This window comes from Bradyrhizobium sp. USDA 4502 (assembly GCF_054063355.1).
The window spans coordinates 6,976,320-6,991,876 of record NZ_JBSSGF010000001.1; the positions used below are offsets into that span (position 1 = coordinate 6,976,320).

At 66.1% G+C, this 15,557-nt stretch carries 16 protein-coding genes, 1 pseudogene and 1 riboswitch; of the genes and pseudogenes, 10 read left to right on the top strand and 7 right to left on the bottom strand.

The features are described from left to right. Nucleotides 1–65 precede the first annotated feature (65 nt). Nucleotides 66–500: a helix-turn-helix domain-containing protein gene (locus tag ACVW1B_RS32610; RefSeq protein WP_057019001.1), complete on the top strand. Its 435-nt coding sequence runs from the start codon at nucleotides 66–68 to the stop codon at nucleotides 498–500. Between the two features lie 180 nt (nucleotides 501–680). On the opposite strand, the gene ACVW1B_RS32615 is transcribed toward ACVW1B_RS32610, so the two are convergent. From ACVW1B_RS32615 to ACVW1B_RS32625, 3 genes are all read right to left on the bottom strand, one after another. Next, the gene (locus ACVW1B_RS32615; protein WP_253606218.1) at nucleotides 681–1,895 is read right to left on the bottom strand and encodes an MFS transporter; all 1,215 of its coding nucleotides are present in this window, start codon (nucleotides 1,893–1,895) and stop codon (nucleotides 681–683) included. 172 nt (nucleotides 1,896–2,067) lie between these two features. Next, nucleotides 2,068–3,312 carry an MFS transporter gene (locus ACVW1B_RS32620; RefSeq protein WP_076834898.1) on the bottom strand — a complete coding sequence of 415 codons (1,245 nt, stop codon included), beginning with the start codon at nucleotides 3,310–3,312 and terminating at the stop codon, nucleotides 2,068–2,070. Between the two features lie 304 nt (nucleotides 3,313–3,616). Continuing rightward, a complete protein-coding gene (locus ACVW1B_RS32625) occupies nucleotides 3,617–4,108 on the bottom strand; it encodes a type II toxin-antitoxin system HicB family antitoxin (protein WP_225162000.1) in 492 nt (163 codons plus the stop codon). An 86-nt stretch (nucleotides 4,109–4,194) separates the two neighbouring features. Between ACVW1B_RS32625 and ACVW1B_RS32630 the strand changes: the two genes are divergently transcribed. Continuing rightward, the gene (locus tag ACVW1B_RS32630) at nucleotides 4,195–5,067 is read left to right on the top strand and encodes a protein-L-isoaspartate O-methyltransferase family protein (RefSeq protein ID WP_253606216.1); all 873 of its coding nucleotides are present in this window, start codon (nucleotides 4,195–4,197) and stop codon (nucleotides 5,065–5,067) included. Between the two features lie 6 nt (nucleotides 5,068–5,073). On the opposite strand, the gene ACVW1B_RS32635 is transcribed toward ACVW1B_RS32630, so the two are convergent. Continuing rightward, entirely contained in the window at nucleotides 5,074–5,748 is a 675-nt protein-coding gene (locus ACVW1B_RS32635; protein ID WP_253606213.1) for a DUF938 domain-containing protein, read from the bottom strand. 265 nt (nucleotides 5,749–6,013) lie between these two features. Between ACVW1B_RS32635 and soxX the strand changes: the two genes are divergently transcribed. The 8 genes and pseudogenes from soxX (at nucleotide 6,014) to ACVW1B_RS32675 (ending at nucleotide 12,065) form a co-directional block, all read left to right on the top strand. After that, nucleotides 6,014–6,304 (top strand): sulfur oxidation c-type cytochrome SoxX, encoded by a 291-nt coding sequence (gene soxX, locus ACVW1B_RS32640; RefSeq protein ID WP_253609862.1) that lies wholly within the window; start codon nucleotides 6,014–6,016, stop codon nucleotides 6,302–6,304. A gap of 34 nt (nucleotides 6,305–6,338) precedes the next feature. Next, a complete protein-coding gene (gene soxY / locus ACVW1B_RS32645) occupies nucleotides 6,339–6,833 on the top strand; it encodes a thiosulfate oxidation carrier protein SoxY (RefSeq protein WP_168859289.1) in 495 nt (164 codons plus the stop codon). Between the two features lie 70 nt (nucleotides 6,834–6,903). Beyond that, the gene (soxZ, locus tag ACVW1B_RS32650) at nucleotides 6,904–7,215 is read left to right on the top strand and encodes a thiosulfate oxidation carrier complex protein SoxZ (protein ID WP_057021236.1); all 312 of its coding nucleotides are present in this window, start codon (nucleotides 6,904–6,906) and stop codon (nucleotides 7,213–7,215) included. Beyond that, nucleotides 7,212–8,135 (top strand): sulfur oxidation c-type cytochrome SoxA, encoded by a 924-nt coding sequence (gene soxA, locus ACVW1B_RS32655; RefSeq protein ID WP_456822732.1) that lies wholly within the window; start codon nucleotides 7,212–7,214, stop codon nucleotides 8,133–8,135. The genes soxZ and soxA overlap by 4 nt, the downstream gene beginning before the upstream one ends. Further along, entirely contained in the window at nucleotides 8,132–8,446 is a 315-nt protein-coding gene (locus tag ACVW1B_RS32660; RefSeq protein ID WP_253606211.1) for a hypothetical protein, read from the top strand. The genes soxA and ACVW1B_RS32660 overlap by 4 nt, the downstream gene beginning before the upstream one ends. Before the next feature lie 34 nt (nucleotides 8,447–8,480). After that, entirely contained in the window at nucleotides 8,481–10,229 is a 1,749-nt protein-coding gene (soxB, locus tag ACVW1B_RS32665; RefSeq protein WP_253609860.1) for a thiosulfohydrolase SoxB, read from the top strand. Continuing rightward, nucleotides 10,226–10,681 (top strand): DsrE family protein, encoded by a 456-nt coding sequence (locus tag ACVW1B_RS32670; protein WP_253606209.1) that lies wholly within the window; start codon nucleotides 10,226–10,228, stop codon nucleotides 10,679–10,681. Before soxB ends, ACVW1B_RS32670 begins: the two co-directional genes overlap by 4 nt. A gap of 339 nt (nucleotides 10,682–11,020) precedes the next feature. After that, a pseudogene (locus ACVW1B_RS32675) lies at nucleotides 11,021–12,065 on the top strand (MBL fold metallo-hydrolase). Between the two features lie 88 nt (nucleotides 12,066–12,153). Here the strand turns inward: ACVW1B_RS32675 and ACVW1B_RS32680 are convergent. The 3 genes from ACVW1B_RS32680 to ACVW1B_RS32690 all read right to left on the bottom strand — a co-directional run bounded on the left by ACVW1B_RS32680 (nucleotide 12,154) and on the right by ACVW1B_RS32690 (nucleotide 14,989). Further along, the gene (locus ACVW1B_RS32680) at nucleotides 12,154–12,969 is read right to left on the bottom strand and encodes an ABC transporter substrate-binding protein (protein ID WP_253609859.1); all 816 of its coding nucleotides are present in this window, start codon (nucleotides 12,967–12,969) and stop codon (nucleotides 12,154–12,156) included. A gap of 206 nt (nucleotides 12,970–13,175) precedes the next feature. After that, nucleotides 13,176–13,949, bottom strand: a complete 774-nt coding sequence (locus ACVW1B_RS32685) for an ABC transporter ATP-binding protein (protein WP_253606205.1) — start codon at nucleotides 13,947–13,949, stop codon at nucleotides 13,176–13,178. Then, nucleotides 13,946–14,989, bottom strand: a complete 1,044-nt coding sequence (locus tag ACVW1B_RS32690; protein ID WP_253606204.1) for a FecCD family ABC transporter permease — start codon at nucleotides 14,987–14,989, stop codon at nucleotides 13,946–13,948. Before ACVW1B_RS32690 ends, ACVW1B_RS32685 begins: the two co-directional genes overlap by 4 nt. A gap of 112 nt (nucleotides 14,990–15,101) precedes the next feature. After that, nucleotides 15,102–15,299: riboswitch (cobalamin riboswitch) on the top strand. Nucleotides 15,300–15,557: the final 258 nt, after the last annotated feature.

Consider the following 15,557-nt stretch of genomic DNA (forward strand, 5'->3'; position numbering starts at 1 on the left):
ATGCTTGCCTTACGCAAGCGATAGGCTGGATACTGCCAGTTCAAGTGAACTTGAGGTCAAGGGCCATGCGGGACATCGATATCGCGGAGGTGGCGGAGCTATCGGGCGTGCGCGCCTCGACCTTGCGCTTCTACGAGGAGAAAGGTCTGATCGCCTCGCATGGCCGGCGCGGGCTGCGCCGCCTGTTCGATCCGGCCGTGCTCGACCGGCTGGCGCTGATCGCGCTCGGGCGCGCCTCCGGCTTCTCGCTCGACGAGATCGCAAGGATGTTCGCGCCCGATGGAAGACCGCGCATCGACCGGAAAATGCTTTCTGCCAAGGCCGACGAGCTCGACCGCACCATCCGCAGGCTCAACGCGATGCGCGACGGCCTGCGCCACGCCGCCGTCTGCCCGGCTCCGAGCCACATGGAATGCCCGACCTTCCGCCGCCTGCTGCGGGTCGCGGCGGCCGGCAAGATCGGCGAGAAGAAGGCGCGGAAGTCACGCCGCAAGTCGTAGAACGTAGCCCGGATGAGGGAAGCGATATCCGGGGACAGGTCTTTATTCCCCTTCCCCCTGAAAGGGGGAAGGTCGGGATGGGGGTCAGCCGCAGGCGATGTTGCAAGCGGAGAGAGCAGATCCCCACTCGCTTTGCTCTGTGAGCAAAGCGACCTCCCCTTTTCAAGGGGAGGTGGAAAGCTACTTCCCTTTCGCCATGATCGTCGCCGCCGCGATCAGCTCCAGGCCAATGCAGCCGTAGAACGGCAGCGAATAGCTGCCGGAGAGGTCGTGCAGCAGCCCGACCACGCCGGGGCCGAAGGCGTAGGTGATCTGGTTGATCGCGGTGATCAGGCTGACCAGCACGCCGAACGCACGCGGATCGAACTCGCGCTGCACGATCAGCGCCGGCAGCGTGATCAGATTGCCGACCGAGAAGCCGAACAGCGCGCAGGCCGCGATCTGCGCCACGTCATTGTGCACATTGATGATGACGGCGAGCGCGGCCGCCTGGCTGACAAAAGACAGCGCCGATGCCAGCCGCTGGTTGAGCCGATCGATCACGAAGGAGAACGAGACGCGGCCGACCACGGCCATCGCGGTCAAGAGCGCCATCGCCACCGTCGCGCGCTCGCGGCCGATCACCTGATCAAGATAGGCGATCAGATGCACGATGAAGCCGACCTGGGCAAACAGCACCAGCGCGAAGGCAATCGAGACCGAGAGGAAGCGGATGTCGCGCAGCGCCCGGCTGCGCACCTGCGTTGCCGACGGCGCGTCGGCCGCGGCGGCCGTGACCGCGTGCAGATGCACCGGCGGTTGCCCGACGAAGATCAGGATGACAGGCACCATCACCACGATCAGCAGCACCGCGGCCGCGATCATCGCGCCGGAGAAGCCGAAAGCGCCGATCCCCGCCACCAGCAGCGGAACGCCGACGATGCCGCCGAAGCTCGCGCCGTTCAGCGCCAGGCTGATCGCCATGCCGCGCTTCTTGTCGAACCACAGGCCGAGCGTGTTGGTGATGATGCCGAGGCTGGTGCCGGCCCAGCCGAACGCCAACAGCGCATCGGCAAGATAGAGCTGCCAGGGCTCGCGTACCTCGCCGATCGCAACCGCCGCTATCGCCATCGCGAAGGTGCCGGCGATCAGGCAGCTGCGCGCGCCGAACGCCTTGATCGCCTCGCTGACGAAGGCGACCAACGCGGCGCCGAACAGATAGAAGAAGGTCGTGCCCGACGAGATCAGCGATGCCGGCCAGCCGTGCAGCCGCTGCAGCTCGGCGACATAGACGCTCTGGCCGTAGAAGCCCAATCCCCAGCCGAAGGTCGCAAGCAGGAAGCAGACGACGACGATGCGCCAGCCTTCGTAGCCAAGCGAGGATTCATCAGGCAGCGTGGCTGAGGATGCGTCCATTTCTTGCTCTTGCTTCTCACATCGTCATGGCCGGACCAACCCGATCCCATGATGTGAACAGCGTTGCAAGCGGATCATTTCGAAGCTGATCGAAGTGTCAGCAAATGGCAGCAGCATGGTCCGGAAAAGTGCGAAGCGGTTTTCCGAACAGACCATGGTCAAACGACAAGCTTTAAATGCTGGGATCCGGGATTTCTTCCACCGCGCGCAATTTCGCGCGTCGCTTGGCGAATGAAGCGAACGAGAGCACGGCAAGGCCGAGCAGCACAGGCGGGAACACCACCCAGTTGACGGCATTCCAGCCGTAATGCGCGAGCAGTTGGCCCGACGAGAACGAACCGATCGCCATCATGCCGAACACGAGGAAATCGTTGAACGCCTGCACCTTGTTGCGTTCCTGCGGCCGGTGCGTTTCCAGCACCAGCGCCGAAGCGCCAACGAACGCAAAATTCCAGCCGATCCCGAGCACGAACAGCGTCGCCCAGAAGTGCGGCGCAGTGACGCCTGACAGTCCGATCATCGCGGCGACCGCCTCGAGCGCCAGCCCGAGCGCAACGATGACGGGCGCGCCGAACCGCGCGATCAAGGAGCCCGTGAAGAAGCTCGGGCCGTACATCGCAACGATGTGCCACTGAATGCCGAAATTGGAATCGCTGACCGACAGCCCGCACATCTTCATGGCGAGCGGCGCCGAGGTCATCACCAGATTCATCATCGGATAGGCGATCACGCCGCACAGCGCCGCGGCAATGAAGCGCGGCTGCTTTGCGATCTCGAGCAGCGGGCGGCCGCCATGCAGGTCCGCCGCCGCAGGCTTCGGCGCGTCGACGCCCGAGAGCACCGCCATCGCCACCAGCGCGACCAGCGCCTGCATCACGAAGGAGAACGCGAACAGATAGGGCGGCCAGATGTCCATGGTCCATTGCACGAGCTGCGGCCCGAGCACGCCGGCGAACACGCCGCCGGCCATCACCCAGGACACCGCCTTGGGCCGGAACGCGACACTGGCGCCATCGGCCGCAGCAAATCGGTAGGACTGCGCGACGGCGCCGTAGAGCCCGCCGAGGAAGGTCGCGCCGCAGAACAGCCAGAACGATGAATGCAGGATCGCCCAGGCGCCGAGCGCGCCGGTGAGCGTGCCGCAGAAGGTGCCGATGATGAAGGCGACGCGTCGTCCGTAGGCGCGCGAGATCGCGCCGGTCGGCAGCGTGCCGGCGGCAAGCCCGAGCACATACATCGAGAGCGGCACCGTCGCGAGCGAGACGTCGGGTGCCAGCGTCGCGCCGACGATCGAGCCGGTGGCGAAGATCACGGCCGAATTGGCACCGGTCAGCGCCTGCGCCGCCGCAAGCCGCCACACATTGCTGCGCGCCCGCGCGTCGTCGCTCGCCTCATCCGCAGCTGTCACGTCAATCATCGGTGGTCCCGCCTCGAAGCCCCGGCGGGAGCCCCCAATCGGGCGCACTATGGAGAGCGGGTCGAAGCCGATCAACCGGCGCAAACGGACGTACGCCATGCAGGAGGCGCACGAGGGGATCGCTTGCTCTCACAGAGCGACGTCACAGCAGCCCGGCACTTCTATCAGTACCGTCATCCTGAGGAGCGCGTAGCGCGTCTCGAAGGATGCACGGCCAACAGCCGGACCGTCGACCCTTCGAGACGGCCGCTCTGCGGCCTCCTCAGGGTGACGGTGAGAGAGCTGTCGCTCGATGATCGATCGCCTACCGCGCCGGCTTCTTGCCAGGCCGCTTCTCGGCGCGCAGCGCGCCGGTCTTGTGCACCTTGGAGCGCGGCCCGACGAGGTGCGGCTTGTGAACGTGCCATTCAAGCGCAAGCGTCGCGGCGAAACCGAAAAAGCTCGAGCGGCTCATGCCGAGTCCGGCGGCATGCTTGTCGATCCGTGTGATCAGGCTCTTCGGCAAATAGACGTTGACGCGCTCGGACGGGTCGGGCGGATCGACGCCGACCATGAAGAAGGCGGCGACGTCGGAGCCCTTCGGCGGCACGATGCGCTCGATCGGGGTCGGCTCCGGCAATGGCTTGCCCTGCTCGACCCAGCCGTCGACGGTCTGCGCCAGCGTCTGCTCGGCGCGCTCGATCGCGTCTTCCTGCGATCGTCCCGCGGCGACGCAGCCGGGAAAGTCCGGAAACCACGCCCCGAACGCGCCGCGCGGACCGCGCTCCAGCACGGCCGGATAAAGCCGTCTCTTCATTCTGGCCTCCGTCGCCGCAGTATGCTATTTCACACACCTCGGTGTGTCAAATCACACAACACGCGACATCGTGGGAGCGCGCGGCAATGGACCCGCAAGCCGAACTCCGCATCGTCCGCGCGGCCTATGCCAAGCAGATCCTGGCCGCCGCCAACACCATCAATCCGCGGCTGACGGAGGCCTTCGCCGCCATTCGCCGCGAGGACTTCGTCGGCCCGGGACCATGGATGATGCTGCGCTGGTGGAGCCGCGACTATGCGCCGACGCCCGATGCCGACCCGGTTTATCTCTACACCAACGATCTCGTCGCCTTGCGACCCGAGCGACGTCTCAACAACGGCCAGCCGTCACTGCATGCCTATCTCATGCACCAGGCCGCACCCACCGCCGGCGAGCACGTGGTGCATATCGGTACGGGCACGGGGTACTACACCGCGATCCTCGCGCATCTGGTCGGACCGTCCGGCCGCGTGACCGGCATCGAATACGATCCGGACCTTGCGGCAGACGCTCGCGCCAATCTCGCCGCTTGCGCAAATGTCGAGATCATCCAGGGCGACGGCACACAGGTCGCGTTCGAGTCCGCCGACGTGATCTATGTCAACGCCGGCTGCACCCGGCCTGTCGCGCGATGGCTCGACGGGCTCGCCGCCAGCGGCCGCCTGATCCTGCCGCTGACTTCGGATGAGGGATTCAAGGGCGGCGCGCCGGAGCAGGTGGCGCGATCCGGCGCCGTGTTCCGGATCCGGCGCGAGGAGGCAGCGTACCAGGCGGACTGGATATCACCGGTCGCGATCATTCCCTGCGACGGCGGCCGGGACGAGACGTCCGAAAAAACGCTCGCCGAAGCCTTCGCCCGCGGCGGCTGGCAGAAAGTGACGCGGCTCTATCGCGACGCCGGGATCCCCGATGAACGTTGCTGGCTGCGTGGGCCAGGCTGGTGCCTGGCTTACGATTGAGCGCGGCTACTTGCGGGCAAAGACCAAAATCATGTTGTTGGCCGGCATCTCGAAGCTGCCGGCGAGCTTGAGCCCGACGCGCTCCGCAAGCGTCTCGAGATCGGCGATATCGCGCACCCCCCACTCGGCGTCGCGCTCGCGCAGCGACGTGTCGAACACGGCATTGCTGAGCGCGGTGTGCTTGCCGCCGCGCTTGAACGGGCCGTAGAGCAACAGCCGGCCGTCGGCGCGCAGGTGCCGCGCGGCGCCGGCGAACAGGCCCTCGGCCACGCGCCACGGCGCGATGTGGATCACATTGGCGCAGAAGATCGCGAGCAGTTTGTCCGGACCTTTGCCGTCCGGCGGCGCCGGCGACCAAGCCGGGTCGGACAGATCAATCGGCTGCGGCGGCCGGATGTTGGCAAGGCCCGCATGCGCGCGCCAGGCCTCGATGCTGCGCAGGTGCGCCGCATGGAGATCGCTCGGCCACCAAGTGATGTCGGGCGCCTGACCGGCGAAAGAGACGACATGCTGGCCGGTGCCGCTGCCGGCTTCCAGCACGTCGCCGGATTGGCCGGCGAGGTAGTCCTTCAGGACGGTCCAGATCGGCTGATGGTTGCGATGGAACGCCGGCGCATCGAGCCGCCCGTCCGCCTCGACCGGCCGGCCGTCCTTGCCGAACTCCGCCACGAATTCTGCCACCGCGCTTCTCCCTACGCCTCAGCCGCATCTCAACCGCACAAACATGACAGGCGGAAGGCGCAGGACATGCGCTCCAGTGCCGGACTGCCCCTGTGGCATTAACCCCGTCGCAGCGCGCCTATTCTCCGTGTTGCCAGCCGATGGCCTTTGTGCTTTCCACTCTTTATATTGCGTTGGGATCATCGAGATTGAAGCCCGGGAAACGTCCTTGATCGCCACTTTCTCCAAGCCAGCCTTCGTCCTGGCGCTGCTGGCAAGCACCGCCATGGCCGCGCCCGCCAAGGCCCAATCCGCCGCCGAGGGACAGAAGCTCGCCTTCGACCGCGGCAAGGGCAATTGCCTGACCTGCCACGTCATCAAGGGCGGCGACCTGCCCGGCACGATCGGCCCCGAGCTGAGCGGCCTGAAGGCCAAATACAGCCGTGACGAGCTGATCGCGATCGTGACCGACGAAACCAAGCGCAATCCGCAGACGGTGATGCCGCCGTTCGGCCGAAACCGGATTTTGAGCGAGAAGGAAATCGACGCGGTGGTGGACTTCCTGCAGACGCTGTGACGCCGCGACCGTCGCTTGAGGAGATTTTTTTTCGATGAACATCACGACCACCGAATTTTTCAAAGCGCGCCGCATGGTGCTGAAGGGCGCCGGCATCGCCGCGCTGATCGGCCTCGGGGGCATTCCGTTCGACGTGCCGCAGGCGCTCGCCGCCGCCAACGACAAATATCCCGAAGACGCATTCAAGCAGAAGAACGAGGCCGACGCGATCAAGGCGCTCTATGGCAAGACCGCCGAGCCGTCGGACAAGATCAAGATGGATGCGCCGGAGATCGCCGAGAACGGCGCGGTGGTGCCGATCTCCGCCACCACGACGCTGGCCGACGTCACCTCGATCTCGTTTCTGGTGAGCGAGAATCCGATCTCGCTGGTCGCCTCATACAGGATTCCGGCCGGCACGCTGCCGACCGTCTCCAACCGCATCAAGATGGCGAAGACCAGCAACGTCACCGCGATCGTCGAGGCCGGCGGCAAGCTCTACAGCGCCAAAAAGGAAATCAAGGTCACCGTCGGCGGCTGCGGCGGCTGAGTACGCATGATCCGGAAAAGTGGGAACCGGTTTTCCGACAAGATCATGCGCAAACAATAGGGATAATCAGATGGCATCGAGCATTCGCGTGCGCGCCACGTCAAACGGCGACACCACCGAGGTGCAGGCGCTGATCCAGCATCCGATGGATTCCGGCTTCGTCAAGGACGCCAAGGGCGAGATCATTCCGCCGCATTTCATCCAGCAGCTCACCTTCGAATATGACGGCAAGCCGGTGTTCGTCGCCGACTGGGGCGGCGGCGTCTCCAAGGACCCCTATGTCAAGTTCGCCTTCAAGGGCGGCAAGAAGGGCGACGATCTGAAGGTCAGCTGGGTCGACAACAAGGGCGCGACCGACACCGCCACGGCGAAGATTCAATGACGCGGCGCCTCGCAATCCGTGCTCTAGAGCGTTTTCGAGCGAAGTGGACGCCGGTTCGCGTGAAGAAAACGCGTCAAAGCAAAAATCTAATTGCAACGTTCGCGCTCGGCGTGCTGACGCTCGCGCCGGCCGCGCGCGCAGCCGACACCGTCGATCCCGCCGCCGACAAGGCGGCGTTCCAGAAATTCTTCACCAGCAAATTCCCCAAGCTGAAGCTCGAGGATTTCGTCAACGGTCCCTATTCGATGAATGAGGATCTGCGCAGGCAGTGGGAGGAGAAGGAGCAGTTTCCGCCCTACGAGTTCTCGCTCGAAGCCGGCAAGGAGATGTTCGCGACGCCGTTCAAGAACGGCAAGACCTACGCCGACTGCTTCCCGAACAAGGGCATCGGTATCCGCCAGAACTATCCCTATTTCGACGAGAAGGAAGGCAAGGTCGTCACGCTCGAGCTCGCGCTCAACCGCTGCCGCGAAACCAATGGCGAGGCGCCGTTTTCCTATGTGAAGGACGACATGGCGGCGCTCACCGCCTACATGGCCTTCACCTCGCGCGGCAAGCCGATGGACATCAAGATCCCGAACGATCCGCGCGCGCTCGAGGCCTATCAGAAGGGCAAGGAGTATTTCTACACCCGCCGCGGCCAGCTCAATTTCTCCTGCGCAACCTGCCACATCCAGAGCCCGGGCGAGCGGATCCGCGCCGAGGTGCTGGCGCCGGCGCTCGGCATCCTGAACGCGATGCCGATCTACCGCTCGGAATGGAGCGACATGGGGACGACCAGCCGCCGCTTCACCACCTGCAACAGCCAGATCCGCGGCGTGCCGCTCAATCCGCAGGACGACGAGTACCGCAACCTCGAATACTATCTGTCCTATGTCAGCAACGGGCTGCCGATTTCGGGTCCGGGAGCACGGCCATGAGCGCGGCCATCAAAACTGTCCTCGCAGCATCAGCCCTGCTGATCGCAGCGGCGACCGGCGCCCTCGCCGCCTCCGAGGCCGACTACAAGGCCGCCTACGCCGCCGCCGAAGCCGCCAACAAGGAAGCAGGCAGCCTGCGCAACCAGTGGACCACCACCGCCTCGACACTATCTGCCGCAAAAAAGGCCGGTGAGGCTGGTGATTTCGACACCGCAGTCGCCAGGGCCAAGGAGGCCGAGGCACTGGCAAAGGCCTCGATCTTCCAGGCCACCAGCGAGAAGGAACGCTGGAAGGACATGGAAGTTCGTTAAGAGCGCGCAGGCCAGGGGCCGCGCGGAGAGAATGATGATCATCCGCCGCCGGGAATTCCTGAAAGCTGCGGCCGCCGCAACGCTGACGGCCGGTCTGCCCCGCCTTGCGCGCAGCGCCGACACCGCCAGCGTCTACGACCTCGAGCGGTTCGGCAACGCGCGCATCCTGCACATGACCGACACGCATGCGCAGCTGAAGCCGGTGTTCTTCCGCGAGCCCGGCGTCAATCTCGGCGTCGGCGCGATGGCCGGCCAGCCGCCGCACCTCGTCGGCAAGGCCTTCCTCGACCGCTTCGGCATCCGGCCCGACAGCGCCGACGCCTATGCCTTCACCTGCGTCGAATTCGAGAAGGCCGCCGGCCGCTTCGGCCGGCTCGGCGGCTTCGCCCACCTGAAGACGCTGGTCGACAAGCTGCGCGCCGATGTCGGCGAAAAGCGTTCGATCCTGCTCGACGGCGGCGACCTTTGGCAGGGCTCGGCGCTCGCCAACGCCATGAACGGCGCCGACATGGTGGAGGCCGCCAATCTGCTCGGCATCGAGGCGATGACAGGGCACTGGGAATTCACCTATGGCGAGCAGGTGCTGCGCGACAACCTCTCCCGCTTCAAGGGCGAGTTCCTGGCGCAGAACGTGTTCCTGACCGAGGAAGCCGCGTTCAACGACGCCAAGGCGTTCGACCCGGCTTCGGGGCGGGTGTTCAAGCCGTCCTTCGTCAAGGAGATCGGCGGCCATCGCGTCGCTATCATCGGCCAGGCCTTCCCCTACGTGCCGATCGCCCATCCGAAGCGCTTCACGCCGGACTGGAAGTTCGGCATCCGCGACGAGGAGCTGCAGAAGCTCGTCGACGGCCATCGCAACAACGACAAGGTCGAGGCGGTGATCCTGCTGTCGCATAACGGCATGGACGTCGACCTCAAGCTCGCCAGCCGCGTCACCGGCATCGACGTCATTCTCGGCGGCCACACCCACGACGCGATCCCGATCCCGATCACGGTAACCAATGCCGGCGGCGTCACGCTGGTGACCAATGCCGGCTCCAACGGCAAGTTCATCGGCGTGCTCGATCTCGATCTTGCCAAGGGCAAGGTCGCCAACGTCCGCTACCGGCTGCTGCCGGTGTTCGCCGAATTGCTGAAGCCCGATCCTGCGATGCAGACGCTGATCGACAAGATGCGCGATCCGCATGTCGACGAATGGAACACCAAGCTGGCCTCGGCCGACCGGCTGCTCTACCGCCGCGGCAATTTCTCCGGCACCGTCGACCAGTTGATCTGCGATGCGCTGCTGAACGAGCTCGACGCCGAGATCGCGCTGTCGCCGGGCTTCCGCTGGGGCATCACCACGCTCGCCGGCCAGCCGCTGACCATGGAAGACGTGCTGTCGGAAACCGCGATCACCTATCCGGAGACCTACGTCGCCAAGATGACGGGCAGCCAGATCAAGGATGTGCTGGAAGACGTCTGCGACAATCTGTTCAACGTCGATCCCTATTATCAGCAGGGCGGCGACATGGTTCGCGTCGGCGGCCTCGCCTACACCTGCACGCCGGCCGAGACTGTCGGCAAGCGCATTTCCGAGCTGAAGTTGGGCAACGGCAAGCACCTCGAAGCCGGCAAGCACTACAAGGTCGCAGGCTGGGCCTCGGTCAACCAGCAGAGCGGCGCGCCGATCTGGGATGTCGTCGCCAGGCATCTGCGCTCCGGCCGGCCGCCGAACCGCGACGAACCCGGCGTGACGCTGAAAGGCGTCGAGGACAACCCGGGCATCGCGAGGCACGGATGACGCGCCGCGCGCTGATCGCGGCATTCGGCCTTGCTGCGCTCGCGCTGGCGACGCCGCTCGCGCGTGCCCAGCAGGCGCCGTTGCAGGACAAGCCGTTCGCCGAGCACAAGGTCGTGCTGCAGCTCTCCGACAACGATCCGAGGAAGCAAGGCCTCGTCATCAGCGTCGCCAACAATCTGATGAAGCATTACGACCCCGACAAGGTCGCGGTCGAGATCGTCGCCTTCGGCCCGGGCATCGACCTGCTCAAGCCCGACAACCCGAACCGCAAGCTGGTCGAGAGCCTGATCGCGCAGGGCGCGCGGGTCGACATCTGCCTCAACACCGTCGACACGATCGAACGCGACAGCGGCAAGCGGCCGGACTACATCGCCGCCGCCACCCCCGTGCAGGTCGGCGTCGCACAGATCTTGCTGCTCACCGAGAATGGATACACGCTGGTCCGGCCGTAACGGCCCCGTCGTCATTGCGAGCCAACGGGTCGCGCGAACGCGCGCCCGCGGGAGCAGGGCTGGAGTTACGTGCGGCCGTAACTTCGTCTCTTCCACGACCTCGATGCATATCCCGTCATCCTGAGGCGCGAGCGGAGCGAGCCTCGAAGGATGCACGGCCCAGATGCCTTGTCCCATTCGCGGAAAGACCCGGGCCGTCCACCCTTCGAGACGCGCGCAAGAGCGCGCTCCTCAGGGTGACGGGATCCGGCTGGGGTGGGGATGGATTTGCTTTGAACGGACCCTATCTATGGAATAATATCCTCCATGTGACTCGGCCCGGAGAATAGGTAAGCCGTCATGATCTTTCGCCAGCTCTTCGACAGCGTATCCGGAACCTACAGCTATCTGCTCGCGAGCCGCGCCGGCGGCGAGGCACTGATCCTCGATCCGGTGCTGGAAGAAGGCCGACCGCTACTGCAAGCTGCTGCAGGAACTCGACCTCAGGCTGGTCAAGGCCGTCGATACGCACCTGCATGCCGATCACGTCACCGGCCTCGGCGAGCTGCGCGACCGCACGCAGTGCATCACCATCATGGGCGAGCAGAGCAAGGCCGACGTGGTGTCGATGCGAGTCTCCGACGGCGACAAGGTGACGATCGAGGGCCTCTGCCTCGAGGCGCTGTACACGCCCGGCCACACCGACGATTCCTACAGCTATCTGATGGGCGACCGCGTCTTCACCGGCGACACGCTGCTGATCCGCGGCACCGGCCGCACCGACTTCCAGAACGGCAGCGCGCGGGCGCAGTACGATTCGATCTTCAACCGCCTGCTGAAGCTGCCGGAGGAGACCATGGTGTTCCCCGCGCATGACTACAAGGGCGACACCGTCTCCACCATCGGCGAGGAGAAGCGCTACAATCCGCGGCTGCAGGTCAAATCGATCGACGACTATGTCGAGCTGATGAACAACCTCAATTTGCCGAACCCGAAGCTGATGGACGTCGTGGTGCCCGCCAACATGCATGTCGGCCTGCACCAGGACGAACTCGCCAAGGAGGGCCTCTCCCTCAGCGCGCGCGACGCCATCGCGAGCCTCGGCCGGCCCGATATCCTTCTGGTCGATTTGCGCGAGAGCGCCGAGCGGGCCAAGCACGGCACGCTCGCGGGCGCGCTGCACGCGCCCTATCCGGGGATTTGCGCCACCCTGCAGCCCGGCGGCATGCTGCGCGAGGTCGCGGCCGCAACCGGCCGCCGCGTCGTGTTCTTCTGCGCCTTCGGCGAGCGCTCGGCGATGGCGGTGGCCGCCGCGAAGAAGGCGGGACTGGCCAACACCGCGCATATCGATGGCGGCATCGACGCCTGGAAGAAGGCCGGCGGGCCGGTGGTGATAACTCCGTAGCCCGGATGAAGCGCAGCGCAATCCGGGATCAGCCCATCCGCGGATTGAGTGGCCCCGGATTGCGCTTCGCTTCATCCGGGCTACAAGGCTACCGCGTCACCCGCTTCAGCTCTTCCGTCAGCCGATCCAGCGCATCCGCCAGCATCACGCCGCCGCACACCGTGAGCCGCTCCGGCAGCACGATGCGCTTGCTTTGCGGATAGAAGCGCTCCAGCGCCGGATGCAGCAGGAAGGCGCGGCCGTCATCCTCGGCGCGGTCGCCGGCTTCCGACACCAGGATGAAATCCGGCCGCAGTTTTACGATCGCCTCCAGCGAAGCAAACCCGCCTGCGCCGACGCCAAGTTCGCCGGCGGCGTTGGAGAGACCGGTTGCCGCCAGCAGCGAGCTGACCAGGCTGCCGTCGCCGGGCACAAAGCCACGCCGCTCCAGCGGCAACACGCGGTAGTGATGCGCGCTCGCCGCAGCGCGCGCCCGGGCGGTGGCCGCATCGAGGCGCGCGATCTCGGCCTCTGCGCGATCGGGATGCTGCACCACATCGCCCATCGCGCGGATCTGGTTCTTCACCTCGTCCAGCGTGCGCGGCACCGTGAATTCGACGAGGTGCAGCCCGTGGGCCTTCAACAGATCACGGGTCGCGCGCTTGTCGAACAGGCTGACCACGACGAGGTCGGGCTTGAGCAGCAGCACGTCCTCGGCCTCGCCGGACAGGCGCGGAAAGTTTCGCGCCTTCTCCGCGGCCCAGGATTGCCAGTCATCGCGCGAGAAGCGGCTGAGGCCGATGATCTGGTCCGGGTCGGCCAGCGACAGCACGAGCTGGTCGCTGCAGACATTCATCGAGACGATGCGCGGTCCGGCGGCGAACGCGGCGCCGGCGGAAATAAGCCACAGCAGTATCGCGACCACCGCACCAAGATGAAGCGAAGCGAGATGGCTGCCACGCTGAAGGTGCGCCCCCTCTCCCGCTTGCGGGAGAGGGTTGGGGTCGGGGTCGTGCCGCAATGAACGCTCTTTGAGTGGAGAGAGCCCCCACCCGCTGCGCTCTTCGCGCGCAGCGACCTCCCCCGCAAGCGGGAGAGGTGAACTGAGCTCGTGGTGAGGCCGTGGCCACATCACACGTCCGCCCACGGCACGATGACGACCTCGCGCTGAAATTCGGCACGATAGGCGCTGATGCGGAACACGCTGGCGAGGACGCTCTCCGACAATGCCTCGACGGGCGCGCCCTGCGCGGCCAGCCGCCCCTCCGCGAGCACCAGCACGTGATCGGCAAAGCGCGCGGCGAGTCCCAGGTCATGCGTCACCACGATGACCAGCACGCCGGTGTCGGCAACGTTGCGCAGCTTCTGCATCACGTCGATCTGGTGGCGCGGATCGAGCGAGGCCGTCGGCTCGTCGGCGAGGATCACGGGCGCCTCCACCGCGAGCACCCGGGCCAGTGCGACGCGGCTGCGCTCGCCGCCGGAGAGTTCGGTGACGCGGCGATCGCTGAACTCAGCGACGTCGACCGCCTGCATCGCGCGCAGCACCGCCTCCACATCCGTCTGCGACAGCCGCGCCGGATCGGTCGCACCGTGCGGATAGCGGCCGAGCGCGACGATATCGCGTGCCGGCAGCGGCCAGTGCACCATGTGGCCCTGCGGCAGATAGGCGAAACGTTTCGCGCGCTCGCGCAGCGGCAGCGACGCCAGCGCATCGCCGCCGATCCGGATCTCGCCGCCCGACGGGATCAGCCCGGCCAGCGCGCGCAGCAGCGTGGTCTTGCCGGCGCCGTTCGGCCCGACCAGCGCGACCAGATGGCCCGATGGCAACGACAGGGAGACATCGTGCAGCACCTTGCGGCTGCCGAGCGAGGCATTGAGCGCGGCAGCCGAGAGCAGCGTCATGCCACGCCTCCGCCGAGCGCGCGGCGTTCGCGCATGATCAGATAGAGGAAGAACGGCACGCCGATGATCGAGGTCAGCACGCCGACCTTGATGTCTGAGGTCGAGGGAATGATGCGCACCGCGATGTCGGCGGCGAGCAGCAGCGCCGAGCCGGTGAGCGCGCTCGGCACCAAGAGCCGCGCCGGATCGTGACCGATCACGGGACGCATCAGATGCGGCGCGACGAGGCCGATGAAACCGATCGTGCCGGTGACTGCGACCGCGCCGCCGACGCCGAGCGCCACGCCCGTGATCACGAAGAGCCGCAACCGCCCGACGTCGACGCCGAGGCTCTGCGCCGCCTCCTCGCCAAGCGTCAGCGCGCGGAAGGCGCTCGCCTGGCTGAGCAGGATGGCGGCGCCTGCGATAATGAAGGGCAGCGCCAGCGCGACGTGCTGGAAGCTGCGGTCTTCCAGCGAGCCGAGCAGCCAGAACGCGATCTCCAGCACCACGAACGGATTGCTCGAGAGATTCATCACCAGCGCGGTCGCGGCTCCCGCAAAGCTCGAGATCGCGAGCCCGGCGAGGATCAGGATCAACAGCCCGGCATTGCGGCCGGCGATCGCAAGCAGCGCGAACACCGAGCCGAACGCGGCGATGATCGCCACCACCGGCAGCGCGTAGGAGCGCACATCGGCGAGGCCCAGCGCGATCACCAGCACCGCGCCGAAGGCGGCCGATTGCGGCGCGCCGAACAGCGACGGCGAGGCCAGCGGGTTGCGCAGCAACCCTTGCAGCGCCGCGCCTGACAGCCCAAGAATACCGCCGATCGCGAATGCCAGGATGGTGCGCGGCAGGCGGATCTCGCGCACGATCACCTGCGCCACATCGCTGCCGCCGCCGAACAGCGCCTCGATCACCGCGAGCGGCGACAGCCGCACCGGCCCGATGCCGAGCGAGATCACCAGCAGCAGCAGCACAAGCGCGAGCAGCGCCGCGGTGGCGCCCCACCGGCGCCGCGCCGCGACCTCGGCCGCCAAGGCAAAATCCTGCACGCTCATCGGATCCATGCTCTTACAGCGATCGTCGTGGCAGACAAGCGACACTCGACAAAAACCGTGGCCGCACGGCCATTGCCCGACTTCCGCCGGATTGACTTTGCTACCCGGCCGAACCCTAGATGAACATGACGGTTCTTTCATGAGATGAAAAGGGAATGCGGTACGGGGAAACTTCCCCAACGCCGCGGCTGCCCCCGCAACTGTATGCGGTGAATCCTTCGTCACAGGCCACTGGGAATCTCGGTCCTGGGAAGGCGACGAAGGGTAACGACCCGCGAGCCAGGAGACCTGCCGTCAGCCGTGGTCACACGCGATGCTGCCGGTCGGGGAGTACAGGCATGAGCTTCACCTGATGCTGTGAGCACGATGGTGAGACTGGTTCGCGGTGACGTGCCACTGACGTTGCCGAGGCCTTTCTTATGTTCTCCTTCCCTTTCCATCGGCGGCGCCGCGCGCTTCTGCTCGCGTCGACGATGATCGCGCCGGCGACGATGCTCGCGCCGGCATTCCTTGTCTCCGCAGCGCGGGCGCAGCAGGCACCCGCTCCCGATCAGCTGCCGGCGATCGA